Source organism: Roseovarius azorensis, assembly GCF_900109455.1.
Classification (GTDB): Bacteria; Pseudomonadota; Alphaproteobacteria; order Rhodobacterales; family Rhodobacteraceae; genus Roseovarius; species Roseovarius azorensis.
The window spans coordinates 214,687-238,379 of record NZ_FOAG01000001.1 but is presented as its reverse complement, the minus strand read 5'-3'; the positions used below and the strand labels follow the sequence as shown (position 1 = coordinate 238,379).

Here is a 23,693-nt window from a genome sequence, read left to right as displayed (position 1 = left end):
TAGAGAGTGTGGCCCGGCTTATTCAGATGAAGCCCTTCGCATGACCGCCAGAAGGGGTGGCTCATTCTCCTGCGCCAGCTCTGCCTTGACCTGCAGCACCCGGCGCGCGGTGACCCCGAACCGGTTGGCCAGCTCGTTGACCGGCACATCGGGAGCGAGGGTGAGCGCCTGCCGCAATCCGTCGCGGGCCTGGGCGCGGGCCGATGGCACATCAATGTAATCGCCAGCGTAGCGCTCGGAAATCCATCTGGCAATATCCCGCCCCGCCAGGACCATCAGCGGACTGCCCGCGAGGCGGCGCGCACCGGGCACGTAAAGCCGCATGCCGCCCGCCCGCGCGAAGAAACGGTCGATGGCGGCTTCGTCGATCTCGGCGCGCAGCTCCTCCGCCCAGAAGAGATCACGCTCCACGCCGACGCCTCCGGCCGACGCGCTTGTCGGGCTCATGGTGCAGTGCAACGGTGACGACAAAGCCGTCCTCGATGCGATAGACGAACCCGTCGCTGATCACGCCATGGGCACCGGCTTTGATGCCCATATCCGCCACCCGGCCGATCCTGTGCCGGATCGCGGCGATATCCATGCCCTGCACCCGCTCGAGATAGCGGATCACGGCATGATCGGTGACAGGATGGCGGGGCTTCTTCACCGACGGTGATCCTCCCAGTCGAAGTCGATGTTTTGCCGCTCGCCCCAAGACTTGAGGGCCTGGATCACATCGTCGATCAGCTTCCACTCACGCAGCATATCCACATCGGCCGGGACCGAGCCCCAGACCGCGCCGAACCGCTTGCGGACAAAGGCATTGAGCCCGGCGCGGGAGGGATCGCGCAGCGCGCCGGACTGCCCCAGCTTGCGCCAGAGCACATGGATCATGCGCAGATCGGCGCGCGGCGCGGGCCTGTGGCGCGGATTGCGGGGCCGGTCGTCAAACCCGGCCTCCTTCAGGCGGTCCACCACCAGCTTCATCTCGCCGTCGCTCATGTCGCGCAAGGATGCCTTGCCGGTCACGCTCACCTGCAAATCGCGGCGGGCGTCATCATCGAGGCCGAGCTGGCGGCAGGCGGTGAAGATCAGCTTTTGCAGGGCGCGCGCCATTGCCTCACACCTTCGCCAGGTCGAGCAGGACGGTCTGCCACGGGGCCTCGGTGTTGGGGCGTTGCCTGACGCGCACGTAGGTGGCCTTGCCCACCACGCGCATGGCGTCGCGGATCGCATCCATGGCGCGCATCCAGCGGCGGTCCTCGATCTCGAGCCGCAGGAGCATGAAGATCTCGGCGCGATTGATCTGGCCTTCGCGGTCGGTGTTGAAGGCGCGGGTGACGATCGCCTGTATCTCCGGACGGCTGTCGGCGGACCACTCATTGAGGCATTCATCAATGAGGCCCTTGGCAATCTGCAGCTCGGGGCCGAAATCCACCCGGTCCTGCACCTGCACCTGGACCTGGTAGAGCCCGTCATAGGTGGTCAGCGTCTTGTTGCCCTTGGCCCCGCCCAGCCGCGCCTCGTATTCCTGCGCGAGGATCGCCTCAAAGGCGCTGATGTCGTCGAAGGTATGCTCCTTGAACCGGCGCAGCTGATCGCTGAGCGCCAGCGCATAGCCTGCGATCTTGCGCACCTGTTCGTCCTGCAACTGATCCTGCGGGCGCACCGGATCGAGCGGCACTTCGCGGCCCTTGGCATCGATCATCTTGCGGCGACCATTCTCCTCGATAATGCCCGAGGGCACCGGATGCGGGGTGAATTCAGACATTGTCGTCTCCTGTTGAATGGGGTGTTGAAAGCAGGCGCGGTCCCACGCCGTTGAGCGCGCAGACGGCGGCCATGGCGGCGATCTCGTCCATCGAGCAGAGCGTGGTGCCGCGCGGACCAAGCAGATCCACCTTGGCCACGCCCGAGGCCGCCAGGCGTACCATCTCCTCATTGCTCCAGCGGGCGATCTCGGGCGCGGTCATGCCTCACCTCCGTTGTTGAGCGGGCAGCGGTTGCAGGCCCGGTACATCGTGATGTAATCGGCGTTGACGTTCCCGAACTGCCGCGCGCGGCCGCGCCACTTGCGGCAGACCTGCTTGCCGATGCGCCCCTTGACCGGGCAATCGACATCCTCGGACATCAGATGCCCGCGCACGAGGTCCTCGACGATGCCGAGATCCGCCGGGTAGCGGTTGCGCAGCACGTTCGAGACCAGCGACGCGCTGCGCTCGAGCCGCCTGGCGACCTTGTTCTGGCTGGTCTCGTCGCAGGCCCTTGCCAGTGCGGCCACCCAGTCGGGCAAGGCGTCGCCCCAGAACTGGCGGGCGGTGTCGAGCGCACTCATGCCGCACCGCCCTTCGCGCGGGCGAACACGCCCGTGTTGGGATCAAGCACCCCCGCAAGGCGCACCGGCTTCGGCGCGCGCGGGCCGGTGTCCTCGACGATCTGATAGAGCGCCTCGCGGCGACCGGGAATGGCGGTCTGGCGCACTTTGAGATGGGTCGAGGCCAGAAGCTGGCGGCAATAGGCGCGGGCCTTCTCGACCGTGACCTCGACGCCTCCGGCATTGGCATGCGCGGCGATGTCAACGGGGCTGAACTGGCGCAGGGTGCGCATCGCCCGCCACATGTTGCCTTCCGGTGTCGCCTCGCCGCTCACCGGCTGTGGTCCGGGCGGCGGCTTGTCCGCAGGCCGGTAATACTTCTTGTTGTTGGGGCCCATCCGCGAAACCCGGATGCGGCCATCCTCGCGCCAGAAGCGAATGTAGCGTATTGCGGTCTGCTCGGTGCAGCCAAGGCGCGCGACATCCAGAAAATCAAACTCGTCGAGGTCCCGCGCCGCGGCCCACATCCGTTCAAAGAGCTCGCTCATGCGCGCACCGCCTTGCCCTCGGGGGCGAGCGGCACCACCGTCTCGCGCGTCCGCGGGGCGCGATACTCCTCCACCCGGCGCACGGCGGGCGGCTGTCCGGTCTCGAAGATGCGGTTGCCCCAGAGCTCCATGTCGGCCAGGCGGCGGCCCCTGCCCTGCGCGATCTCCCTCGCATGCGCGAGGTTGATCGCCACCCGCCGGATCGAGCCGCCCGAGGCATCCACGATGGCCCCCAGAAGATCGTCGGCGACATCGATCCCCGCCGCGTAGATCAGCGCCAGCTTCTGCGCATCCGAAATGTTGCAGGCCAGCGCAGGCTCCCAGGCAAGCTGGCGGTTGTGGATGTTCTCCCAGCGGGTCAGGTCCTGCGGCAGCTTTTCCTCGCCGACCAGGATGATCGGCGCCTGGCAGCTCTCATAGATGTCGCGGGCAAGCTCGATCATGCGCTTGCGCAGCAGATACTGCGCATCGTCGATGATCAGCGGCCGGTCGGTGCGCGCCAGCTGCGCGCCGATCGCGTCAACCATGCCCGCCACGCCGCGCACCGGCGGCAGGCCGATCTCGCGCAGCACCGCCTGCGCGAAATACGTCGGCGTCCAGCAGTCCTTCACCTGCACCACATGCGCCTGATACTCGTTCGCCGCGACCGTCACGGCGGTGGTCTTGCCCCAGCCCGAGGGGCCGTAGAAGGTCGCCATGCCGGGCAGGCCGAAGGCGCGGGTCTGCACGCGCTCGATCAGACCGATCAGCGCCGCGACATTCCGCAATGGCGCAATGGATGGTGTCATGCTGCTCTCCTTTTCTCTGCTCACTCTTCCGCGCTGAAGCGGCGCGCCATGCGCAGCCCCGCGCGGTATTCCGAACTCTGCTGATAATCCGCCAGCCACGCGGCCTGTGCCTGCGTCAGGGTCTCGCCCTCGGCCACCGCACGCTCGAGCGCGCGGGCGCGGTCGAACCTGACCTCCGGATCGTCGTCGGCGGGATCGGCGGGCCGGGCGCGATGCTCCTCAAGCCGCATCACGCGCGCCGCAAGTTCGACCTCGCGCGCCTGCTCGTCAGCGCTGAGAACCCGCCGCCGTTTCGGTGCGGCCTTGTGGGGCGTGACCAGTTGATGCACCTGCGCCTCGGGCAGCGGCGCGTCGGGGGCCAGGCCGGATGCCGCACGAACCCGTGCCGCCACCTCCGCCGCCGAGAGCTCACGCGCAGCTTTTGCCTCCGCCTTCTGCGCTTTGACCCATGTGCCACGCTTGCGGGCATGATCGCGCGCCGCGTCCACGTCGATGAACTTCGCCGCCTCGAGACAGGCGGCATGGCCGAGATAGCGGCCCGAGAGGTCATAGACCTCAAGCCCGGCGGCGAGATCGTCGGCATCGAACCGTGCCACCACCTTCTCGCCCGCGATCCGGTACATCCATTCCGACCAGTAATCGGTGTCATAGAGCCTGAGCGCACCATTGCCGCGTTTCGCTCTGATCCCCTCGGCGCGGAGCAGCCACAGCCGCAACTGCTCGTCCGTCGCGCGGCGGATTGTGGCCCTGGCATAGCCCTCATTGAACACCTCGTTGAACGAGCGCCCCATGGCGACCTCGCTGCGCCGTCCGGGGCGGGCGTTGTGATGCGCGAGCTCCTCCTCCAGCACCGCGCGGAACTCGTCGAGCGGGATGGCGCGGGTGCCATAGTCCTCGGGCTTGGCGTCCGGCTTGTTGCCGGTATAGGCCCCGTCAAAGGCCGGGTGCTTGGCCACCCGGTCGCACAGATCCCGGAACGCGCGCTCGATGGGCTTGGATTGCCCCGAATAGGGCGTCGCCCAATGGACATGCACACCGAGAAGCGGCAGCAGACCGGGAATATCCTCATCGGTGATCTTGAAGCGGAACCGCGTCGGCGTGCCGCCGGTCATCGCCTTGGCGGCAAATTCCCGGCCATTGTCGATCAGCACCGATTGCGGGATGCCGTAGGTCCGGATCAGATCGCCGGTCACCAGCTGCACGGTGTGGCTGTTGGCGGTATCCGACAACCGCCAGGCCAGCAGCTTGCCGGAATAGACATCCGACCAGACCATGAGCTGCGGACGCACGGGTTTGTCGATGCCGGGCCAGCGCACGAAGACATCGAACTTGTGATAATCGCCCTGCACGCATTCCAGCGGGGCCATGTATGCCTTGCTGCGCACCTGCGCCGGGTAAAGCCCCCGCAGCGCCTGCTCGCCCTTGCGAAACCAGATCGCGGTGGGCTCCGACACATTGGCCTGCATCCAGCGCCGCACCTGATGCAGCGGCGGCACCTTGCTGTTGCGCCGCTCGGCCAGCCAGACGCGCGCCGCGCGGTCATAGCAGCTGGTCAGGCTCGGTTGCGATGGCCGCAGCCAGTCGCTGCGCACCAGCGCACAGAATTTGTCGTCAAGGGCGACCCGACGCCCGGCCGATGTGCGCACCGCGCGCCCGTCGATGAGAAAGGCCAGCCGGTCCGCCAGCGCGACGCCCTCCACCGCGGCAAGCCAGTTCCAGAGCGACTTTTCCGCCCGCCCCAGCTTGCGCGCCACATCCCGCACCGCCACCGACCGGGCAAGACCCGCACCTTCCAGAAGCTCGACCTCGGCAATCGCATTGAGGCGCGCCTGCGCCTCGGACCGGGCCTTGTCCCCCGCCGCCTCATAGCGCGCCCAGGCCTCGCCCCGGTCAGGCCGTGCTGCCAGAGCCTGCGTCGGGGCAGCACTCAGCCGCATCCGCGCGCGCATGGGCAGGACGGACCAATGATATTCCAGCCCGCCGCCAGCGCCCTTGCGCCGACGCACCTTGCCCGGCAGAACCGCCCAGCCTTCGCGCTGCGCCATCTCGTTGACCTTGCGCTTGGTACCGGGCAGATCGGGCAGCCCTGCCCCGGCCAGTTCGGCCGCGCTCCACCATTCCTGTGCGGGGGTGATCTGGCTCATCCCTGATCACCCCGGCGCAAAACCTCCGCAAGGCGCTCCGAGACATCGGTGCCGCGTTCACTCAGGAACCGCCGCTGCGCCACCGGCCCCGCACGATCCCAGGCATCCATCAGGCGCAGGAACTTCGCATCCTTGTCGCTCATCGGCGCGGGGCCTTCGCCCCGTGCGGCGCGGTAGAGCTTGCGCGCGGCGTTGACGGTTTTGGCTTCCCCGGCGGCCAGGGCATTGACCGCAAAGCGGCGTTCATCGACCTCCGTGATCTTGCCGATTTCCGCAATATCATTGTAGCAGACCCACTTCGGTGAGCTGCGCAGAGCGTCGATTTCCGGGCGTTCAAGAGCCTTTACGGCTCGGATTTGGCGACGGACCGTACTTTCGTCCTGACCCGTCATCGCGCCGATCTTGGCTGCAAACGATACGACGGGTATCGTGCCCGTCGTATCCCATCGCTTGGCAATCAAGGCCTGTCCGATGGCCGCGCGCGCCTCCGGATACTTCTTTTCATAGGCATGCTTGTATTCCAGAAGGAAGACCGCGCGATCGACCGGTTTCATCTCGGCGCGGGCGAGATTGCGCTCGATCTCCATGAGCCGTGCATCCGCATCCGTGCCCTCGTGGATGGATGCGAGGATCGTCGTGTTGCCAAGCTGCCGCTCGGCCGCCATCCGGTGTGCGCCGTCAATCAGACGAAAGCTCACTACGCCCTTGCGTCGCACCCGGCGCACGTCGATCGGGTCCGTGGTGGCCCCACCCTCGCGGATCGTCATCAGGATCGCCGAGACGCCCATCTCGTCTACGGGGCGCAGCCGGTCTTCGACAACGATGTCATCGAGCGCAAGCTCGCGCGTTTCGATCAGGCGCAGTTCACTCATCGTCGAGCGCCTTTCGCATGGCAGTCACCATGTTGCCCAATGCGTCCAACTCACTGCGCAGGAGAAAGACGGGGACGTCCGGATAGGCCTCGTAGATCGGGTCCCCGAGGTCTCGCATACCGGCGATGAACTCGACCTTCTGGGCGCTCTGGAGTATCCATTTCGCAAGTTGATGAGCTCGGTAAGTTTCGTTTTTGTCCGTCATGTCGGTGCCTTCGTCATCGTGTACCGGCAGATCAGCCGGTCGCCTTTCCGCTCACGGGTGCAGAGGATCTCCGCCCCGTTCGCCCGCAACTCCGCGATGCAGCTGTTCACCGCCACCACATGCGCCCGCCGCACGATCTCGCGCGTCGTGTGGGGGCGGCCATCCTTGAGAACGGCCAGCACCCGTTGCAGGCGGGGTGAGGTGAGCAGCGCGTGATGCATCAGCAGCCCAGCATCCGGTTGTCGAGCCCGCCCAGACGGGCACGGCAGGGCTGGCACATCCGGTGCCCGACGCCCGTTGACCAGAACTCTGTGCCGCAGGTGAGACAGGGCCGGTTGCGCGCCTGGCGCGACTGGCGGGCCTCGGCCTCGATCCTGTCCAGGGCGTTCTCGGCCAGATATCGGTGGCTGTGCGTCTTGCTCAGCCGCTTCTTGCCGTCGAACACCGCATAGCCGCAGCCCCATTTTTCCACGCGCAGTCTCATGGCGCTTATCCTCCGAAACTCGCGACGACAAAGAGCATGGCGAACAACGCCAGCGCCCCCAGCACATCGCCGATGACCACAAACGCGCCGCGACCGGGGCAAGCAGACCGGGACCGGTCGCGGCGCAAGACCCGCGCGCCATACAGGCAAGCACGCACGCGGGTGTTCAAACGGGTGTTGAAGGGGCGGTTCATCGCACACGCTCCCGCACGAATTGCGCCTTGCGGATCGACAGGTGATGATCCTCCGCCAGGTTGCTCAGCCGCATCAGCGGCAGCGCGCAGGCGGGATCGTCGATGTCCCGCACCAGCTGCAGCGCCAGCGCCACCCGCTGCCGCTGCGGGATGGCCGCGATCTCGGCCTGCAACTGCCCCGCATCGGGAATGAGATCGCTGATCCGCATCACGATTGCTCCTCGTCTTCGAATTCCGGGAATGGCTGGACCGGAGAGAGCGGTGAATTGGGCTCCCCCGCCCCGGCGCTCAGCACGCCGGTGATCACATGCACCGCAAACACCGCCCACAGGATCAGGCTCAGCGCCAGCACCAACACGATGGCAAAACCATGCGGAACACGGCGTTCTTGGGTGGGCCGGGTCATGCCGCATCCTCCGCGTCTCCAGAGAGGCGACGGATGCCATCGGGCCACGCATGGCCCGAACCGTCCGGCCAAAGGTCGGAACAACGTCGGATGATAACCTTTGCACGACGGAGGGTTAGCCCCACGCCCGCATCAAGACGCGCCACCGTATCGCCGCTGCCGCTAGCCATACGAGAGGCATATGTGACCTCCCAATCGCGGGCCTTTGCCAGCGCGATGATCAGGTCTCTTATTTGGTGCTCGCTCAACATGCACCAATTTGTGCACAATTATGGACGTAGTGCAACCACAATTGAGGATACTTAGAAAAGATTGGACGGAACCTCGGTTTTTAGGTAGTGCACAATTGTGCATACAGTTCCGTCATATGTCCTCCTTGAGGAATTGAGAGCCCGGTTGAAAGATACTGGGGCGTCACACCGTGGCTTGGAAGCTCAGCTTGGATTGGGAAAGAATGCTCTCAAGGGAATGCTGGATAAACAGCCCAGAACCCCAAGCGTTGATAGAGCCAAAGAAATCGCGGAAGCACTTGGATTGGAATTCTACATAGGCCCGCCGCGCGAGACCGGAACCGTGTATACCACCCAGATCGGCCACGAAGACTTCGCCGCCATCCCCCGCGTCGATGCCCGCCTCGCCGCCGGGCCGGGGGCAGAGAATGGTGACGTATCGCTTGAAGGCGCACTCGCCTTCCGCCGCGACTGGCTGCGCGAGCGCGGCATCTCCCCCGCCCAGGCCTGCCTCCTGCGCGTGTCGGGCGACAGCATGTGCCCCACGCTAAACGATGGAGACCTGGTCATGATCGACGAGCGCCGCACCACCATCCGCAACCGCCACGTCTACGCGCTGATCGACACCGACGGGGCTGCGCGGGTCAAGCGTCTGGATCTGGTCGACAATGAAATGATCATCCTGACCTCCGACAACCCGGACTACCCGACCGAGACCCGCCGCGGCCCCGACATGAACCACATCCGCATCCTGGGCGAAATCGTCTGGTCAGCGCATTCGTGGCAGGGAGTGTAGGGTCGTCGTGCGCGTTGTTGGTATGCAATCATGCATGCGTGGCTTTCGGCAGGTCAGGTGGAAAGCGGGTATTCGCCGCGGATATTCGAGCTTTACGAGAAGAATGCGGCACCGATGCATGTCCAATGAAAGAAAGGGCGACGTAGGAAAATCGGCTGAGATCAAAACAACTCCTGCTGTTTTTCATCGACCTCGACGACCTTGGTGTCGAGCCTAGTCAGAACGAGTTTACCTTCCTTGATTGATGCCCTGTATCGCGAAGGGTCACCTTGGAACGAGAAGATGACACCGGGACCCTTTGAAGTTGACACAAGTGTGCTTGGAGGTATTTCCACAGTATTATCTTTGCTCTCAACCCTGCCCAAATCGAATAGTCGGACGTGCTCTTGACGCTCAATAGGGCTGTCGCGGTGGGGCAAGGCCGTTTCAACAAGAACCTTCCCTTCATTAAATCCGCCACGCTTTAATGCCTTTTCCTTCGCAAGCCGCACAATCTTGCTCCAGCTATGACCGGAGCAGTGGGCCAAACCTTTCACCACTTCCAAGATATCTGCCAACTCTGCAGCAATGTCGTCATCCGTGTGCGCTCTCAAGAACTCATCAAGTTCTTCAAGAAGTTTGCCAGCCAATCCGACTTGCATATCGCCTTTTGCAAGCTTGGCTTCTCTAACAGTCTCCCCACCTTCCGCAATATTGGCGGGAATCTTGTCCCGAACAAGCTTGCCAAACACCTGCGCATTGCGTTTTCGATAGTATTTTGGCGCATTCTTGAGGACAACAGGGATATTCTCCTGATTGAGCCTGTAGTATGCATGCCCAAGAATTGAGCCTTCCAGTTGAACAGGTAAACTCCGCTCTTTTGCCACGAAAATAACCGACTCAAGGAAAGTGTTATCGCGAATTAGGTCTGCCTCAGGCGACAATTGAAGCGTAACTTTCTCAGTTGGAACTTTCTGTAGATCACTCGGGTTTGATACGCGAAAAGGTTTGTACTGAACGTCTTGTCTTGGTGATGGATCAAGAATTTCGCGTGAACGAAACCATGGAAGATTGCGCCCAACCTTATAATCCAATGGGATATCGCAAAACCACATAATCTGAGCATCTTCATTGAGCTTTTTGGCGATCTTGGAGGTGCGAGTCGCAATCTCAATTTTGTCACCCTTGGTCAAAACTTGCCCACGTCCAGATAGGGATTTAATGCTGCGATAGTCCCACTTTCCGCCATCGACCTCTATCAGGAAAGAGGGCTTAAAAGTGGTTTTTGTTTGAACAACCTTGTTTTGTGTAACATTGACCTCATAGGTGTCGACAGAAAGCACTTGCATGCCATCAGGCAAACCCCAAAGCGCATCAACGATCACTACTGGATTCCCGGGCTTTGCATATGCCCATGCCGAAGCCTTTGCAGGAAGGAAGGCGTGGAAAAGAAAAATAAACTTTTCCCTTTCAACGCCCTGTTTCTCAAACTGTGAAATAGTTCTGCTGCACCACCTTATAGCGTCTTCAGCGCCTATTGTATCCGTACGAGGAAGATTAAATTTCCCGGTATTGTCTTTGATGCAATCTGTTCTGACAACGAGGCGGTTTCCCGTAAGCGCCTTCATCTCAGTAACCAATTTGTCGAGTTCTTTTTTATTTCTTATTGCAGAAACAACTCTCATTGGCTCAAGGGGGTAAATCCGTGGTGGTTGTATACCATCGTCTTCAAAATCAAAATCAGACAGATTCTTTAGCTTTGGCCATTTTGTCCTCGAACCAATCGTATATGGTCGAATGTCGTTAGCGGCCTCCAAGTTTAAATCGGCAGGAGCTTTCAACTTAAGGTCCTTTTTGGGATCAAGTCCAATATCCAATTGAGGCCACTCGAAATCGATCTGCATCAGGAAAAGCGTGCTTTCGTGCACGAGCCACTCGAGGTGGCAGCGCTCCGCAAACTCACCCACGAGGAAATGACCGACGGATCTCAAAGGTTGATGAGGGATTTGACTGCCGCATTTCAGAGGGATGGTTGGATCAGGTGACGTCGTAAATTTTGAGTTGATTCCTTTGGAGGGTGCCCATTGCGGTAGCTCTAACTCGTATGACCACTGGTTAATTGTTGGGCTAACGCGATGTTCGTTTGAAAGATGCCCTGCGTAGTCGGCCTTGACATACTTTTGCACGACAATGCCGAGATCAGCTTCACCATCAACGGTACTAGCATCTTCATAGAGTTTCCCAAGCTCATTGATGAGATTTAGAAAGTTCCATCCGCTCTTCAAAATGCGAGATCTAAATTTTCCTCTATCTTGCAGGGTTTCAGAGCTGCCACTGGAGCGAAGTATAACAGCTTCGAACGAACGCAACTCTAACCAAGAGCGTAGTTTCTTTATCTCTGAATTTGAGCCGAGATCGGCCCTGTTTCGCCATGATTTGTGAACTTCTATTGAAAGGGCTGTAAAATCTAGTCGCCAGGCTGGAGGTAAGAACGCCAATCCGGCGGCTTTCACTCCATACTTCTTTGTAATTTTGGAATGTGACTTGAAGTTTTTTTCACTTGGCGGCGTCGGGTCGATCAGCATTGTTAACTTTTATCCAGAGTGCCGAATACATTCTTCGCAAGATTTTGAAGCGCGGCCAAAATATTGTCTGAGAAGTAGCCGAAAACAAAACCGAAACCCAATAGCACGTAGTAGTCATCGAAGCTCTCATTCCTCAAGAATGGTATAACGCCAGAGGTTAAAAGAAAACCTGTGAAGAGTGAGACCATTGCTGAATTGAGTGGCACAATAATCCGCCACAGACACCTATCTACATTCCAAATGCCCTTTGCTACCGAGTGATACATCCACTTGAGGTCGAATACCGTACCCCCAACAAAACCAGCGAGTGCCAGTGCGACCCATTTGGCCTTATCTTCAGCAACATGGACGCCAAACAATGAACTGTAGATAAAACCTTCCCGTGTATTTTCTTCAGGTTTTTCGATGACGGCTTCGATCAGGAAATAACTGGCGGTCATCAGGTAAAGAATGAGCAGTAAAAATTCCACGATAATCTGGAACCAAGCGCGTCCCTGATAACGTGAATTCCATTCTCCGGTGTTTCGCCCATCGTCGTAGTCTGGCAGATCTTCGTCTTCGTCAGCCATTTGCACCTACGGCTTTTATTGTAACTGCAACGTTATCAATGAAGTCATTGGACCTGTAATCCCATTGATCGCTATTCCCAGTTTCACGAGCGATGATTTTTCTAAAGAACTGCGAACTTGGGCAATCAATCTCTTTGTATGCGGCGGTATCACCGGACGATACAAACCAATATTCGCTTTCTGCAAGATCAGCTCGAGGAATTCTGTCTGCGACCGGATACTTCCATCCGCCCGGCGACTCAGCTTGCGCAGCTTGTAAAAGATCAAAGCCCATCGGAGCAATGTGAAGGTGCGCCTGATCGACGCCGCATGAAACTGGCGAGCCTTTCAATCCACCATGCTCGAAAGAGTACGCCTTTCCAAACTTCGCCTCAATTTTACAGGTTATGCGGGTTACCAGATCCTTCAATTCAGCAAACATGGATTGCGGCACGTCTGCCATGCGCGGTGTCGGAAACTTCGGCACAATAAGCACCCATCCAGGGACAATTGATCCCTTTGTTGGAAGAACAGCGAAATTCTGCGTCTCTTCAATGGTTGTGTCATAGAGTGCAGTTGTCGATCTCTGCCCCGGCAGAAAGAGCCAATGAAAATTGTGACCTTGGTCAGGTTGTGTGTCCATGAGGGCCAATGCTGTCATATCTTGAGGTTATTTGATCGAACCATACCACATATCGGTAGGTTGTGATAGCTTGCTCGAAGCTCACACGTAGGAACGAAATACCAGCAAATTTCCTTTGTATCAACCTGCTATGTTGAGAAGTGGAGGTCCGTACTGTGCAGCGATGAATCGCCCCGGCCTCACCGGAGACTTATGGCTTCATTTCACGCGACCATATCGCCATTACTTCACATGTTGTGCACAAGCGACTGCACCAAGGCTAAGAACGCTCGACTCTCATCCCCGGCGGCCCTTATCGTGCCTTGGGGAATCAAAAATGATCGATCAGGAAGAAATCAAAGCGAATGCGATTAAATTCGATATTCATCATTCGAATGTCGAGCGAGACTACGTTTTCGGATGGCTGCTCAAGTCCATTTTTGAGAACGATTATCTACGGTCGAGGCTCGTATTCAAAGGTGGCAACTGCCTGCGCAAAGCCTTCTATCCAGACACCCGCTTTTCAGCCGACCTCGATTTTTCGGTCAGCGACGCCATAGACGCCGAGAAAATGGGAGAACAGATTAATGGTGCCTGCCGGAAAGCCCAAGCCTCCTGCGGCGTCGAATTCCGGATTGACCGCAACACTTTCACGGCGGGGCCTGTGGTGGACAGCGCCCGACGTTCATACAAGGGCCGCGTGTATTTCACCGACTTCTTTGGCAACCAAGACGATTTGACGATCAGCGTTAAATTGGACGTGACGGACTTTGACCGCCTCCATCTTCCCGCTTCCAAGCGTCAGCTTATCCACCCTTACTCGGATGCCTCCGCCTGTAGTGTGGAACTGAATTGCATGGCGCTGGAGGAGGTCGTCGCCAACAAGCTAAAATGCCTGATGCAACGCAGGCACTCACACGACCTTTTCGATCTCGTGTACTCGACCTTCATCGACCGCTCAATCGAGCTGGATCGCGGTTTGGTCCTGCGCACCTTTCTGAACAAAACTATTTTCAGCGCCAGCCCTGGCGCGGCCAAGGGCATTTTGCTCGGCATTCCGATGGCCTTCTTCGCCGGTGTTTGGGAGAAATATATTCGTTGCCCTAAATCGACCCGCTTCAGCTTCGACCGGGCTGTGGAAGGGTTCAAAGACAGCATTGAACACCTGTTCGACGGCGTGAGCGGCGGTGGTTGGGGCGAGCAGCTCTATTTCGGTGGAGAGCATCGGCACATGATCCTGGAAGCAGGAGCCGAGCGCAGGCTGATGAAGCTCACCTATCACGGAGTTGAACGGATCATCGAGCCGTACTCACTCGCCTACAAGCAAGCGGCAGGGAAACCCGCGCGCGAATATTTCTACGCTTATGATACAACAGGCGGACAAAGCAGAGGGCCGAGCATCAAGGCATTTCTCAACACGGGCGTTGAGGCGCTGTCGCTCACCGACGAAAAATTCGAGCCGCGCTATGAAATCGAGCTTTCTAAAGCTGGAGAAGAGGCAAGGAATGCCTATTTTGGCAAAGACTTCAGCGCGGCACAGGCTGGAGGCACTGCTCGCTCCCCCAAGACGCGTATCGGAAGAATGCCAAAGGCGACGGTGTTCCGAGGCTATGAGAAGACTTACAAGGTTCAATGCCCGTACTGCCAAAAGACGTTTACGCGTAAAACGCAATCGCTTGACCTGAACGAGCACAAGTCGCCAGACGGGTATCAATGCGGCGGGCGGCGCGGCTTTCGAGTTTTCTGAGCTCTGACTTTCCCGCCCAAAGATCCACAAAGCGGCCAATGTGACGTGCAGGCATCCGTGCTCGCCACACATTGACCGAATGGCCGCTCCGGGGTGGTGCGTGGCCTGGGCGTCAAACGAGCGCACTATTCACTTACCATAAGATCACTTATGGTTTCGGGGCGATCTGCCATCCGCAAAGACGCCGCGCAGCTCTCGGTGAACTGATCTACCCTCGAATGAGCATTGCGCCCCGCGGGACGTGGACGTTGCACGAGCCGGGGGGCGGCTGGTGCCCAGCTGGTCGATCAGGGTACCAGATGCGGCACCCGCCCGGCGGAGGGTAGTGTCCGGCCGGGATATCTGCCCCGCGATAGCGCCGCACAGTTTCGCGACTTCGGCTGTATGGTTCCGGCAGGAACTCGTTTATCACCCCGTTGACCGCTCCGCGCAGGATGCGGTCTTCGGTTCTCTCATCGGCGAACACCGACCCTCCGGCGAGCAGCGAAATGGCCAACGTGGTGCACACCCGCAGTTTCCGACATCCCTTGAACATGGTGACCTCCCACTCAGCTCTGCTGGCACGGCTCAAGGATAATCGAATAACGTCCGTGACGCCACGCGCGTTCCGAAGGCGCGCCGACGGCGGCCGGATCTTGCCCATGAATGTCGTCCAAGGGCTCGATCCGGCCAACCGTGGTCCACGGTCACCAAGCCGCCGAAACAAGTATGAAGGCACCCCAGATCATGAGGCCGCCTCCAGCCAGCTTGGCGATGCGGTCACCAAACGGTGTTAGCTTCTCAATAGCAACGAAGGCGGCAAGACCCACGATCCAGTAGAGGTTCATGATCCCGCCCACGAAGAGCAGCGCCATTAAGAACCAGCAGCACCCAAGACAATACAACCCGTGTTCAAGGCCCATTCTGAAAGCCCCGACTGCGCCGGATCGCCTCCTCATTGTGATGAACCTGGCGGGTGAGCGGCAGTGGTCGAGACACGCTTGCTTGAGGGACGAAAACTGAAAGAGGCCCGCCAGAATAAGGACAATCGCGCCTGGCACAGTATCTGTCAGCGTCATCATCGTGGCGGAGACGATGCCCATCGCTTCGAGCGCCCACTGGGATCCAGCAGCGACGAGACTGAAAGCGGCCCAAGTTGAAAGATAACCGACCAGGAAAATTGCAGAAATCAGGGGGACGCGGTCAGCATCGGAGCCCCGCCGCAGAAGTGCCGAATACAGGAGCACTGTAGGTGAGACGCTGGGCAGCATCATCGCGACCATCATCACCCACCACATGAAGAAGATGAGGATGGCATACCCCAGCGACCAAGCCCCTGGAGCGTGTGACCCAGGCATATCTCGCATACCGCGCATGGCAGTCATCTGGAACGCGCTCATGCTCATCCCGACGCCAAAAAACGTGTAAAGGGCGGCGAGGAGGAACAAGACCCCTATAAGCGACACTAGGACGGCTCTGTCGCGCCGTAGCAAGCGCTCGGTGACACCCGAAATGTTCATGGCATCGAACGGCTGTTACGCCGCTTCGAGAACACCCTGGCCGGACAGGTGGATTTCGACCATGTGAACATGGGTGTCCAAGTTGTTCTTGAGGTCGATCTTTCCGCTGGTCCTGGTCGTTCCCTTTGCCATCTCCGCAACGCGGAACTCGAAGCCATTAGGCAGGTTTATCCGCGCCCTATGCTCAGCTCCGGTGATAGGGTTGGTGATCGGAGTAGCCTCTGTCTCGAAGACATCGCTCACCCTTGCGCGGCCCTTGCGCGTCTCCATGTCCATCTCGATCTCGATGGGTTTGTAGAGCGTTTCTAACTTGTTTGGGGACATCGCGGAGAATACCCACCACATCGTGGCCATATCCTCTGTGTCCTCTCCGGTCATGATCTTGTAGAGCGCCTCGCGTTGCTCGGCCGTTGCGCCCTCATCAATCACGATTTGCATGGTTCCCTGCCCCTCGTGGATCGGACCCGGCCAATGCACCACCAAGGCCGAGCGAGTTCCGCTCAGGTCAACGTTGCCGTAGTGGCCGGAGTCGAACTCGAACGCCGCAACGGCCTCGCAGTTGCCTTGCGTCGGTAGCGCCATGAACTGGCAGGGGCATCCGGTTGCGCAGTTGCAGTTGGCAAGTTCACGGCCATGAAGTTCCCATAGTGTCATCTTGGTCTCCCCCGGTTTGACGTCTGTGAGGGTGTTAACATAACACAGAATGGGCCGCCGCGCGACCGACCATATTGTTCCTTCAGACGTCACGACTGGGCGCGATCGGGTCATCCGAAGGCGGATCGGGCCCGCTTCGCACCGGCAGCAACGGCTGTCATTCGATCTCGAAAAGGGTCCCACTTCTTCTTACAAATTCACTCCGTCCAGAATCTCCAGGCCTTTGATTTCAAAGGCCGCAGCAGGGATATGGGACGGCAAGGAAGAACCGGGCGGCTTGGGTCCCGGTTCCGGACGCCTTCAGCCCCGTCTCACGGCCTCTTGAACGCCGCTTTCAAAGCCCGTTAAACCCTATTTTAATGGGGTTTGGTGCGTTTCGGCCTTCGGCGTGCCCGAACGCCTGAAAATGCTGTCCCCCCGCCATTCTCGGCCCGATTTAATGTTCCACTGCAAACTTCGCGCAGACACCTTGGAATCGCTCAGCAATCGCGAAATCCTCCTTATTTCATTGCCTCATTCGGCGTCTTCCCGGCTCATTTTGGGTCTTCCGAAATCACTGCAATAATGAATGTCATCCAACAGTTGTTGTAGCGTGACATTCTATTTTGCAGTGAATTACACTGTATATTGCAGCAACCGATTTTTGAAACTGCGGGTCAGGGGGCAGTCGAAACTGACCTCTCCATTACGTCGCTGAACCAGATTGCATGAGCGTGAAAATGCTGCCGTTCGAGCCTGGCGCAGAAAACGGCTGGATTAAGCCCAAAATGTCTGATGCTGCATTAAGAGCGAATGTCCGGTCTTGGAGCTTCAATTTTTCGGAAGGCGTTCTGATAGGTTTAGACCACCTTCGATGACGCCCCAAAGGCATCGACCGGATCCTATAGGAACGAAATGGACGCTTCATCCGACCGTTCGGCGAGCGCGGGCTCGACCAATCGCTGCTCCGACATCGTCTGCCTGAGCGGAATTCACAGTTCTCACATATCCCTCGATTCCATCGAGAACGTAATCGTTTTCGAAATTTAGCGCGATTTGATTGTAGAATTCCTGAATTCTGTCCGGAGTGATGACCAGCTTGCCTCTCGAGAGACGTATATTGAACGAGACGATTTCAGTCTCTGCCAAGGTCATCTTGTCCTCCGACACTGGAAAGCCACAAGATCGAAAGCATTCGACAAGCTCGTTCGATAGAGCCAATAGAGCGTCCCTGTCGTTCGCATGTGAGAGTATTATGTCATCGACGTAGACGCTGACACGGAACTCTTTCGGGATCTTTCTCAAGAACGCTCCGCACGGCGACCAGTCGAGACACAGGGACGCCAGCACGGGCGATTGTGTAAAACCATATGGCAGGGAAAACCCGTCTTCAGTCTTGACGACTGAATGCGCCGCAGCCTCGTTCGCATCATCAAACGAAAAACCAATCCTCTTCAAAGACTTGATAATTCTGTTTTTCCGGATGCGGTAGAAAAACCGGTTTATGTCCAAATGAGATAAATAGGAATTATCGAGATGGCGCGCGATTGCTGAGACGTGACCGCCGTTCCGGTGATGGAAAAAAATCCTAGGCGGGGTCCAGAGAGAGTATATGCGCCTCGTAAGATCAAGCCCCATATTCCGAAATGCTGGAGCCTGATGATACGCAAACTTATTATCCCCGAGTGGGATTTTATGGATGTAGTTTTTCACTACGGAAAAGCCGGTAGTTAAGTGCTAGGCCCACGAGAGCGTAGACTGTCTGGCCCAACTTAATGAGCACGAGAGCAGTCAACGCAATTTCGCGGACCAGGCGGACATAAAGCGTAGTTTTCTTCATGATCGTCTCCTCACTCCCGGCAACCCAGCGAACACCATTGCGCCCAGCCTTAACCAATTTCAGGGATCCCCAGCATCACGCCAAGATTATCCCGATGTATGTCGATGTGTAACACAATGTATGGCACACAGAGCAACCGAGGAGACCCCTTAAGCCGAGATCAAGATTAACCTAGGATAGTGTGACCGCATCTTCAAGCTCTGCGTGCCATCACGGGACGCGAGGTGAACCGGATTTTTCAGAACGGATTATAGGCGTTTCGCGACTACAGCCTCTCGGAAAGGGCAGAGCTTCGGCACGCCCTGACAAACGGCAGCTTCGTCCGCACTACCGACCTTCCTTCAGCGTGCAGCGAAAGTCCGCAAGGTATCAAAACTGACTGCCCTTCGACTGCACGGCTGGCCGGTTTTTCAACGACCGTTAAACACCCCGTTAAACACCCCCCCTCAACTCCCCCCGAAACTCGAGATCAGGAGCTCGCCGCGCTGGCCCCGGCTGTCGTTCTTTGTGCCGATGGTGTAGGTGGTGGAAACCTCTTCCATGTGGAACCCGGAAAAGACCTGGCGGATCTGGGGCACGTCGTTGATCGACAGGATCGCCTTGCCCCTGATCCGCGCCATCAGCGTCGCCAGCCGCTCGAAGTCCGCGCGCGCGAACATGGCCTTGCCGTAGTCGTTCTCGCTGCCCCAATAGGGCGGGTCGAGGTAGAAGAGCGTGCCGGGGCCAGCGCGGCGAGCTCCTGATCTCGAGTTTCGGCGGGAGTTGAGGGGGGGTGTTTAACGGGGTGTTTAAGGGCGCGCGAAAACCCGCAGTTTCAAAAATCGGTTGCTGCAATATACAGTGTAATTCACTGCAAAATAGAATGTCACGCTACACACGCTACAAAGTTTGTAAACCTACACCGGCCTTTGCAATAGTTCTGAAATGATCCATAATTAAACATACGTTCAATTCGACGAACAGGAGTCGCCCGATGGATTTTGCCCTCACCGAGGAACAGACCGCCATTTTCGACATGGCCCATGCCTTCGGGCAGGACAGGATTGCGCCGCATGCCCGTGAGTGGGAGCGCGCGGGCACGATCCCAAAGGATCTGTGGCCCGAGATCGCGGCGCTCGGTTTTGGCGGGCTCTACGTCAGCGAAGCGGCGGGCGGGTCGGGCCTGACCCGGCTCGACGCCACGCTGGTGTTCGAGGCGCTCAGCATGGCCTGCCCCTCGGTGGCGGCGTTCCTGTCGATCCACAACATGTGCGCCAAGATGATCGACAAATTCGGCAGCGCAGAGATGAAGGCGCGCGTCCTGCCCCGCGCCATGACGATGGAAACCGTGCTCTCCTATTGCCTGACGGAACCGGGATCGGGTTCTGACGCCGCCGCCCTCAAGACCCGCGCCGAGCGCACCAACGAGGGCTACACGCTCAACGGCACCAAGGCGTTCATCTCGGGCGGCGGTTATTCGGATGCCTATGTGGTCATGGTCCGCACCGGCGAGGATGGTCCCAGGGGCATCTCGACCGTCTATGTCGAGAGCGGCACGCCTGGCCTCAGCTATGGCGGGCTGGAGGATAAAATGGGCTGGCGCAGCCAGCCGACGCGACAGGTGCAGTTTGACAATTGCAACATTTCCGCCGCCGATCTGGTCGGTGAAGAGGGCAAGGGTTTCACATATGCGATGAACGGTCTGGATGGCGGCCGCCTCAACATCGCCGCCTGTTCGCTGGGCGCGGCGCAGCAGGGATTGAACATGACCCTGCAATACATGTCCGAGCGCCGCGCCTTCGGCAAACCCATCGACCAGTTTCAGGCGCTGCAGTTCCGCCTCGCCGACATGGAGATCGAATTGCAGGCCGCGCGCACCTTTCTGCGGCAGGCGGCGTGGAAACTGGACAACGATGCCCCCGACGCCACCAAGTTCTGCGCCATGGCCAAGAAATTCGTGACCGAGACCGGCAGCCGCGTGGTCAACCAATGCCTGCAACTGCACGGCGGCTACGGCTATCTGGCGGATTACGGCATCGAGAAACTGGTGCGCGACCTGCGGGTGCATGAAATACTTGAGGGCACCAACGAGATCATGCGCCTGATCGTCGCCCGGCAGATGCTGGCGAACGCATGAGCACCGACATCCATATCCGCAAGGAGGGCCGCGCCGGGCGCATCACCCTCGACCGGCCCAAGGCGCTCAACGCGCTGTCCTACGACATGTGCGCCGCCATCGAAACCGCTCTCGACGACTGGCGCGGCGATGATGCCGTGGCCCTCGTGCTGATCGACGCGACCGGTGACAAGGCATTCTGCGCGGGCGGCGACATCCAGCAACTGTACGATACCGGTCGCGCCGGGGATTTCGCCTATGGTCAGCGATTCTGGGCCGACGAATACCGGCTCAATGCCAAGATCGCCGAATATCCCAAGCCCCGGGTCGCACTGATGCAGGGCTTTGTCATGGGGGGCGGCGTCGGGATCGCCTGCCACGGCTCGCACCGCATCGCCTGCGAAAGCACGCAAATTGCCATGCCCGAATGCGGCATCGGCCTCGTGCCGGATGTGGGCGGCTCGCTGCTGCTGGCGCGGGCACCGGGACGGTTGGGCGAATACTTGGGCAGCACCGGCGCGCGCATGGGGCCGGATGACGCGATTCATGCGGGTTTTGCAGATGCTTACGTGCCGCAATCAAAGTGGCCCGCGCTGACCGCCGCCCTTGTTGAAACCGGCGATCCGGGCGTCATCGCCGCGCAGACCGAAACGCCCCCGACAGGCGTGCTGAGGGAACTCGCCCCACGGATCGACGCGCTTTTCGCCGGCGAGACCCTGCGCGACATCGTCAACGCCCTACGCGTCGCGGACAGCGATTTCGCCCGCGACACGCTGAGGACCCTGCGCCGCAATTCGCCCCTGTCGATGGCCTGCGCGATCGAGATGGTCCACCGCCTGCGCGGACCCGCCGCCGATATCCGCCGCGCCCTTGGCGTCGAATACCGTTTCACCTATCGTGCCATGGAACACGGCGACTTTCTCGAAGGGATCCGCGCCGCGATCATCGACAAGGACAGAAACCCACAATGGAAACATGGGCTTGACAACCTGCCGGACATCACCGTCTCGCAGATGCTGCGCCCTCTGGGCCAGAACGCCCTGACGCTGGAGGAGGCATGACAATGAAAATCGGATTTATCGGGCTGGGCAACATGGGCGCGCCGATGGCCACCAACCTGGCCCGCGCGGGCCATGACGTGACCGGCTTTGACATGGCCGAGGTCGCCGTCGAGGGCGTGACCATGGCTCCGAGCGCGGCAGAGGCGGCCAAAGGTGCCGCGGTCGTCATCACCATGCTGCCCAATGGCGCGATCCTGCGCAAGGTGGCGGATCAGGTGATCCCCGTGATGAACAAGGGGGCGGTGCTGCTCGATTGCTCCACCGTCGATGTCACCAGCGCCCGGGACGTGGCCGCACAGGCGCAGGCGGCGGATCTGCTGGCGCTCGATGCGCCGGTGTCCGGCGGCGTCGGCGGCGCGACCGCGGGCACGCTCACCTTCATGGTGGGCGGCGACAGCGCGGGTTTCGACATCGCCAGACCGCTGTTCGACATCATGGGCCAAAAGGCGGTGCATTGCGGTCCCTCCGGCAATGGCCAGGCGGCCAAGATCTGCAACAACATGATCCTTGGCGTGACCATGATCGCCACCTGCGAGGCCTTTGCCCTGGCCGACAAGCTGGGGCTGGACCGTCAGGCGATGTTCGATGTGGTCTCCACCTCCTCGGGCTATTCATGGTCGATGAACGCCTATTGCCCGGCGCCGGGCGTCGGCCCCAAATCCCCGGCCGACAACGATTACAAACCCGGTTTTGCCGCCGATCTCATGCTCAAGGATCTGCGCCTCTCGCAACAGGCCGCCGAGGCGGCGGATGCCGACACGCCGATGGGCCGCGCGGCCTGTGATCTCTACGCGCGGTTCGTGGAGCAAGAGGACGGGGCGGGGCGCGATTTCTCGGCCATGCTGCCCCGGTTCGAGAGGCGCGGACGCGGCTGACGGAGAACGGGAAAAGGTCAGATCAGGAGTCGCTGGACGTTCCGGACCCCGAGGGAGGAGCAGACAGGACTCAGGCGGCAGACGTCTGATGCCCGCCACCCCCGCCGGGCACAGCAGAAGGGGTTGCGACCTCTCCCGGATGACATGTCATGGCAGTCATGTACCAAGAGCCGAACCAAAAGGTCCGGTCAGGATTCGCCGACCGTCGCAGATACCGGGAACGGAGCAGACGGCACTCAAAACCGCAGACCCCAACGTACCCCCCTACCAAGCATGGCGGGACGGTTATGACCTGTCATGAAAGACATGTCTTGGACGACATGTCATGACAGGCATGTGCCAGGGGCCGAACCAAAATATCCGGTCAGGATTCGCTGGACGGTCCGGGGGGCAAGCGGAAAAGGGCAGCACTCAAGCGGTGAACTTCTGGCGAGTCACTTCCCTGTCGGGCATGGCGGGGCGGCTATGACCTCCCCCCGATGACATGTCTTACATGACACGTCATGGCAGGCGGGTGCCAAGGATCGGGGCAGAAAGATCCCGACAAGCAACCAGCCCTCAAACGCCAGACTTCCAACACCCCTGCCCTCCATGAGGGGACCGGGGTTTGTCGGCGATGACAGGGCAGCGCATCACGCCACCCTGCCGGGGCAATCGGCCCTGCCGGATCGCGGATCAGTTCGCCTTGGGCAGGATCACCCGGTCGACCACATGGATCACGCCGTTGGACTGTTTCACATCGGCGATGGTGACATTGATCACCTGCCCGCGCTCATCCTCCAGCATGATCTTGTCACCCTTGTAGGTGGCCTTGAGCATGCAGCCACCCAGGGTCGGCACCACATGCATGCCGCCGTCATCGTCGATCATGCCCTTGATCGCCGCAGCCATCGCATCGGCACCGACGACGTGGCAGGTCAGGATCTGGGTCAGCTGTGCCTTGGCCTTGGGCTCGAGCAGCGCCTCGACCGCACCCTCATTGAGCATGCCAAAGGCCGCGTCGGTGGGCGCAAAGACGGTAAACGGCCCCTCGCCCTGCAACGTCTCGACAAGCCCCGCCGCCTTGACCGCCGCAACCAGCGTTTCGTGATCGGCGGAATTGACGGCGTTCTCGATGATATTCTTGTCCGCGAACATCGGCGCGCCGCCGACCATCGGGTTTTCGTTGGCGGCATAGGCGACCGCCGCGCTCAGGCCCAGTGCGGCGGTTGTGGCGAAAAATCTGTTGCGTGTCATGTCATGTCTC

Annotated in this window: 28 protein-coding genes and 1 pseudogene; 5 read left to right on the top strand and 24 right to left on the bottom strand. The window is 59.8% G+C overall.

The features are described from left to right. Nucleotides 1-18 precede the first annotated feature (18 nt). The 16 genes from BSG08_RS01185 to BSG08_RS01110 are packed head-to-tail and all read right to left on the bottom strand — an operon-like array spanning nucleotide 19 to nucleotide 7,937. Nucleotides 19-411 (bottom strand): hypothetical protein, encoded by a 393-nt coding sequence (locus tag BSG08_RS01185; RefSeq protein WP_093030757.1) that lies wholly within the window; start codon nucleotides 409-411, stop codon nucleotides 19-21. Next, on the bottom strand, nucleotides 401-649 hold the full coding sequence (locus BSG08_RS01180; protein WP_093030754.1) for a hypothetical protein: 249 nt from the start codon (nucleotides 647-649) through the stop codon (nucleotides 401-403). Before BSG08_RS01180 ends, BSG08_RS01185 begins: the two co-directional genes overlap by 11 nt. Continuing rightward, nucleotides 646-1,098, bottom strand: coding sequence for a gp16 family protein (locus BSG08_RS01175; RefSeq protein ID WP_093030752.1), 453 nt, complete (start codon nucleotides 1,096-1,098; stop codon nucleotides 646-648). Before BSG08_RS01175 ends, BSG08_RS01180 begins: the two co-directional genes overlap by 4 nt. Nucleotides 1,099-1,102: 4 nt before the next feature. Continuing rightward, complete coding sequence (locus BSG08_RS01170) at nucleotides 1,103-1,753, bottom strand: DUF3164 family protein (RefSeq protein ID WP_093030749.1); 651 nt, start codon at nucleotides 1,751-1,753, stop codon at nucleotides 1,103-1,105. Next, complete coding sequence (locus BSG08_RS01165; protein WP_093030746.1) at nucleotides 1,746-1,955, bottom strand: hypothetical protein; 210 nt, start codon at nucleotides 1,953-1,955, stop codon at nucleotides 1,746-1,748. Before BSG08_RS01165 ends, BSG08_RS01170 begins: the two co-directional genes overlap by 8 nt. Then, nucleotides 1,952-2,317 carry a hypothetical protein gene (locus BSG08_RS01160; RefSeq protein ID WP_093030743.1) on the bottom strand — a complete coding sequence of 122 codons (366 nt, stop codon included), beginning with the start codon at nucleotides 2,315-2,317 and terminating at the stop codon, nucleotides 1,952-1,954. The genes BSG08_RS01165 and BSG08_RS01160 overlap by 4 nt, the downstream gene beginning before the upstream one ends. Continuing rightward, a complete protein-coding gene (locus tag BSG08_RS01155) occupies nucleotides 2,314-2,844 on the bottom strand; it encodes a hypothetical protein (RefSeq protein ID WP_093030740.1) in 531 nt (176 codons plus the stop codon). Before BSG08_RS01155 ends, BSG08_RS01160 begins: the two co-directional genes overlap by 4 nt. Next, nucleotides 2,841-3,632, bottom strand: coding sequence for an AAA family ATPase (locus tag BSG08_RS01150; RefSeq protein WP_093030738.1), 792 nt, complete (start codon nucleotides 3,630-3,632; stop codon nucleotides 2,841-2,843). The genes BSG08_RS01155 and BSG08_RS01150 overlap by 4 nt, the downstream gene beginning before the upstream one ends. Nucleotides 3,633-3,652: 20 nt before the next feature. Beyond that, nucleotides 3,653-5,776: a transposase domain-containing protein gene (locus BSG08_RS01145; RefSeq protein WP_093030735.1), complete on the bottom strand. Its 2,124-nt coding sequence runs from the start codon at nucleotides 5,774-5,776 to the stop codon at nucleotides 3,653-3,655. Further along, complete coding sequence (locus BSG08_RS01140; RefSeq protein WP_093030732.1) at nucleotides 5,773-6,648, bottom strand: ParB N-terminal domain-containing protein; 876 nt, start codon at nucleotides 6,646-6,648, stop codon at nucleotides 5,773-5,775. The genes BSG08_RS01145 and BSG08_RS01140 overlap by 4 nt, the downstream gene beginning before the upstream one ends. Next, nucleotides 6,641-6,853, bottom strand: a complete 213-nt coding sequence (locus BSG08_RS01135; RefSeq protein WP_093030729.1) for a hypothetical protein — start codon at nucleotides 6,851-6,853, stop codon at nucleotides 6,641-6,643. Before BSG08_RS01135 ends, BSG08_RS01140 begins: the two co-directional genes overlap by 8 nt. After that, nucleotides 6,850-7,074: a helix-turn-helix domain-containing protein gene (locus BSG08_RS01130; protein ID WP_093030726.1), complete on the bottom strand. Its 225-nt coding sequence runs from the start codon at nucleotides 7,072-7,074 to the stop codon at nucleotides 6,850-6,852. Before BSG08_RS01130 ends, BSG08_RS01135 begins: the two co-directional genes overlap by 4 nt. Continuing rightward, on the bottom strand, nucleotides 7,074-7,337 hold the full coding sequence (locus BSG08_RS01125; protein ID WP_093030723.1) for a hypothetical protein: 264 nt from the start codon (nucleotides 7,335-7,337) through the stop codon (nucleotides 7,074-7,076). Before BSG08_RS01125 ends, BSG08_RS01130 begins: the two co-directional genes overlap by 1 nt. 5 nt (nucleotides 7,338-7,342) lie before the next feature. Continuing rightward, on the bottom strand, nucleotides 7,343-7,531 hold the full coding sequence (locus tag BSG08_RS01120; protein ID WP_093030720.1) for a hypothetical protein: 189 nt from the start codon (nucleotides 7,529-7,531) through the stop codon (nucleotides 7,343-7,345). Further along, complete coding sequence (locus BSG08_RS01115) at nucleotides 7,528-7,740, bottom strand: hypothetical protein (RefSeq protein ID WP_093030717.1); 213 nt, start codon at nucleotides 7,738-7,740, stop codon at nucleotides 7,528-7,530. Before BSG08_RS01115 ends, BSG08_RS01120 begins: the two co-directional genes overlap by 4 nt. Continuing rightward, the gene (locus tag BSG08_RS01110; RefSeq protein ID WP_093030714.1) at nucleotides 7,740-7,937 is read right to left on the bottom strand and encodes a hypothetical protein; all 198 of its coding nucleotides are present in this window, start codon (nucleotides 7,935-7,937) and stop codon (nucleotides 7,740-7,742) included. The genes BSG08_RS01115 and BSG08_RS01110 overlap by 1 nt, the downstream gene beginning before the upstream one ends. Before the next feature lie 534 nt (nucleotides 7,938-8,471). Between BSG08_RS01110 and BSG08_RS01100 the strand changes: the two genes are divergently transcribed. Beyond that, a complete protein-coding gene (locus BSG08_RS01100) occupies nucleotides 8,472-8,963 on the top strand; it encodes a S24 family peptidase (RefSeq protein ID WP_175544655.1) in 492 nt (163 codons plus the stop codon). A gap of 161 nt (nucleotides 8,964-9,124) precedes the next feature. Here the strand turns inward: BSG08_RS01100 and BSG08_RS01095 are convergent, their stop codons facing one another. The 3 genes from BSG08_RS01095 to BSG08_RS19195 are packed head-to-tail and all read right to left on the bottom strand — an operon-like array spanning nucleotide 9,125 to nucleotide 12,718. After that, on the bottom strand, nucleotides 9,125-11,527 hold the full coding sequence (locus tag BSG08_RS01095; protein ID WP_139274523.1) for a nucleoside triphosphate pyrophosphohydrolase: 2,403 nt from the start codon (nucleotides 11,525-11,527) through the stop codon (nucleotides 9,125-9,127). Between the two features lie 2 nt (nucleotides 11,528-11,529). After that, complete coding sequence (locus BSG08_RS01090; RefSeq protein ID WP_093030702.1) at nucleotides 11,530-12,096, bottom strand: hypothetical protein; 567 nt, start codon at nucleotides 12,094-12,096, stop codon at nucleotides 11,530-11,532. After that, nucleotides 12,089-12,718, bottom strand: a complete 630-nt coding sequence (locus BSG08_RS19195) for an HIT domain-containing protein (protein WP_139274522.1) — start codon at nucleotides 12,716-12,718, stop codon at nucleotides 12,089-12,091. Before BSG08_RS19195 ends, BSG08_RS01090 begins: the two co-directional genes overlap by 8 nt. 316 nt (nucleotides 12,719-13,034) lie before the next feature. Here BSG08_RS19195 and BSG08_RS01085 point away from each other — a divergent pair, with 316 nt between their 5' ends. Beyond that, the gene (locus BSG08_RS01085; protein ID WP_175544654.1) at nucleotides 13,035-14,444 is read left to right on the top strand and encodes a nucleotidyl transferase AbiEii/AbiGii toxin family protein; all 1,410 of its coding nucleotides are present in this window, start codon (nucleotides 13,035-13,037) and stop codon (nucleotides 14,442-14,444) included. Nucleotides 14,445-15,130: 686 nt separating this feature from the next. Here BSG08_RS01085 and BSG08_RS01075 read toward each other — a convergent pair. From BSG08_RS01075 to BSG08_RS01060, 4 genes and pseudogenes are all read right to left on the bottom strand, one after another. Next, nucleotides 15,131-15,871 (bottom strand): DUF2182 domain-containing protein, encoded by a 741-nt coding sequence (locus BSG08_RS01075; RefSeq protein ID WP_245770568.1) that lies wholly within the window; start codon nucleotides 15,869-15,871, stop codon nucleotides 15,131-15,133. Between the two features lie 87 nt (nucleotides 15,872-15,958). After that, nucleotides 15,959-16,597 carry a DUF1326 domain-containing protein gene (locus tag BSG08_RS01070; RefSeq protein WP_093030690.1) on the bottom strand — a complete coding sequence of 213 codons (639 nt, stop codon included), beginning with the start codon at nucleotides 16,595-16,597 and terminating at the stop codon, nucleotides 15,959-15,961. 903 nt (nucleotides 16,598-17,500) lie between these two features. Further along, entirely contained in the window at nucleotides 17,501-18,214 is a 714-nt protein-coding gene (locus BSG08_RS01065; RefSeq protein ID WP_093030687.1) for a reverse transcriptase domain-containing protein, read from the bottom strand. A 648-nt stretch (nucleotides 18,215-18,862) separates the two neighbouring features. Then, nucleotides 18,863-19,129 (bottom strand): annotated as a pseudogene (locus tag BSG08_RS01060) (DNA adenine methylase); the annotation flags it as partial. 260 nt (nucleotides 19,130-19,389) lie between these two features. Between BSG08_RS01060 and BSG08_RS01055 the strand changes: the two are divergent. Genes BSG08_RS01055 through mmsB form a run of 3 tightly spaced genes read left to right on the top strand, consistent with a single transcriptional unit; the run spans nucleotide 19,390 to nucleotide 22,447 of the window. After that, the gene (locus BSG08_RS01055; protein ID WP_093030684.1) at nucleotides 19,390-20,532 is read left to right on the top strand and encodes an acyl-CoA dehydrogenase family protein; all 1,143 of its coding nucleotides are present in this window, start codon (nucleotides 19,390-19,392) and stop codon (nucleotides 20,530-20,532) included. Next, nucleotides 20,529-21,572, top strand: coding sequence for an enoyl-CoA hydratase/isomerase family protein (locus BSG08_RS01050; protein ID WP_093030681.1), 1,044 nt, complete (start codon nucleotides 20,529-20,531; stop codon nucleotides 21,570-21,572). The genes BSG08_RS01055 and BSG08_RS01050 overlap by 4 nt, the downstream gene beginning before the upstream one ends. Nucleotides 21,573-21,574: 2 nt before the next feature. Continuing rightward, entirely contained in the window at nucleotides 21,575-22,447 is an 873-nt protein-coding gene (gene mmsB, locus BSG08_RS01045; protein ID WP_093030679.1) for a 3-hydroxyisobutyrate dehydrogenase, read from the top strand. A gap of 675 nt (nucleotides 22,448-23,122) precedes the next feature. On the opposite strand, the gene BSG08_RS01040 is transcribed toward mmsB, so the two are convergent. Continuing rightward, complete coding sequence (locus BSG08_RS01040) at nucleotides 23,123-23,683, bottom strand: fasciclin domain-containing protein (RefSeq protein WP_093030676.1); 561 nt, start codon at nucleotides 23,681-23,683, stop codon at nucleotides 23,123-23,125. Nucleotides 23,684-23,693: the final 10 nt, after the last annotated feature.

Bases quoted from the DNA above. Each gene is read 5' to 3' on its own strand.
- BSG08_RS01175 (WP_093030752.1), bottom strand. From the start codon at position 1,098: ATGGCGCGCGCCCTGCAAAAGCTGATCTTCACCGCCTGCCGCCAGCTC.
- BSG08_RS01170 (WP_093030749.1), bottom strand. From the start codon at position 1,753: ATGTCTGAATTCACCCCGCATCCGGTGCCCTCGGGCATTATCGAGGAG.
- BSG08_RS01165 (WP_093030746.1), bottom strand. From the start codon at position 1,955: ATGACCGCGCCCGAGATCGCCCGCTGGAGCAATGAGGAGATGGTACGC.
- BSG08_RS01160 (WP_093030743.1), bottom strand. From the start codon at position 2,317: ATGAGTGCGCTCGACACCGCCCGCCAGTTCTGGGGCGACGCCTTGCCC.
- BSG08_RS01155 (WP_093030740.1), bottom strand. From the start codon at position 2,844: ATGAGCGAGCTCTTTGAACGGATGTGGGCCGCGGCGCGGGACCTCGAC.
- BSG08_RS01150 (WP_093030738.1), bottom strand. From the start codon at position 3,632: ATGACACCATCCATTGCGCCATTGCGGAATGTCGCGGCGCTGATCGGT.
- BSG08_RS01145 (WP_093030735.1), bottom strand. From the start codon at position 5,776: ATGAGCCAGATCACCCCCGCACAGGAATGGTGGAGCGCGGCCGAACTG.
- BSG08_RS01140 (WP_093030732.1), bottom strand. From the start codon at position 6,648: ATGAGTGAACTGCGCCTGATCGAAACGCGCGAGCTTGCGCTCGATGAC.
- BSG08_RS01135 (WP_093030729.1), bottom strand. From the start codon at position 6,853: ATGACGGACAAAAACGAAACTTACCGAGCTCATCAACTTGCGAAATGG.
- BSG08_RS01130 (WP_093030726.1), bottom strand. From the start codon at position 7,074: ATGCATCACGCGCTGCTCACCTCACCCCGCCTGCAACGGGTGCTGGCC.
- BSG08_RS01125 (WP_093030723.1), bottom strand. From the start codon at position 7,337: ATGAGACTGCGCGTGGAAAAATGGGGCTGCGGCTATGCGGTGTTCGAC.
- BSG08_RS01120 (WP_093030720.1), bottom strand. From the start codon at position 7,531: ATGAACCGCCCCTTCAACACCCGTTTGAACACCCGCGTGCGTGCTTGC.
- BSG08_RS01115 (WP_093030717.1), bottom strand. From the start codon at position 7,740: ATGCGGATCAGCGATCTCATTCCCGATGCGGGGCAGTTGCAGGCCGAG.
- BSG08_RS01110 (WP_093030714.1), bottom strand. From the start codon at position 7,937: ATGACCCGGCCCACCCAAGAACGCCGTGTTCCGCATGGTTTTGCCATC.
- BSG08_RS01095 (WP_139274523.1), bottom strand. From the start codon at position 11,527: ATGCTGATCGACCCGACGCCGCCAAGTGAAAAAAACTTCAAGTCACAT.
- BSG08_RS01090 (WP_093030702.1), bottom strand. From the start codon at position 12,096: ATGGCTGACGAAGACGAAGATCTGCCAGACTACGACGATGGGCGAAAC.
- BSG08_RS19195 (WP_139274522.1), bottom strand. From the start codon at position 12,718: ATGGACACACAACCTGACCAAGGTCACAATTTTCATTGGCTCTTTCTG.
- BSG08_RS01085 (WP_175544654.1), top strand. From the start codon at position 13,035: ATGATCGATCAGGAAGAAATCAAAGCGAATGCGATTAAATTCGATATT.
- BSG08_RS01070 (WP_093030690.1), bottom strand. From the start codon at position 16,597: ATGACACTATGGGAACTTCATGGCCGTGAACTTGCCAACTGCAACTGC.
- BSG08_RS01065 (WP_093030687.1), bottom strand. From the start codon at position 18,214: ATGGGGCTTGATCTTACGAGGCGCATATACTCTCTCTGGACCCCGCCT.
- BSG08_RS01055 (WP_093030684.1), top strand. From the start codon at position 19,390: ATGGATTTTGCCCTCACCGAGGAACAGACCGCCATTTTCGACATGGCC.
- BSG08_RS01050 (WP_093030681.1), top strand. From the start codon at position 20,529: ATGAGCACCGACATCCATATCCGCAAGGAGGGCCGCGCCGGGCGCATC.
- mmsB (WP_093030679.1), top strand. From the start codon at position 21,575: ATGAAAATCGGATTTATCGGGCTGGGCAACATGGGCGCGCCGATGGCC.
- BSG08_RS01040 (WP_093030676.1), bottom strand. From the start codon at position 23,683: ATGACACGCAACAGATTTTTCGCCACAACCGCCGCACTGGGCCTGAGC.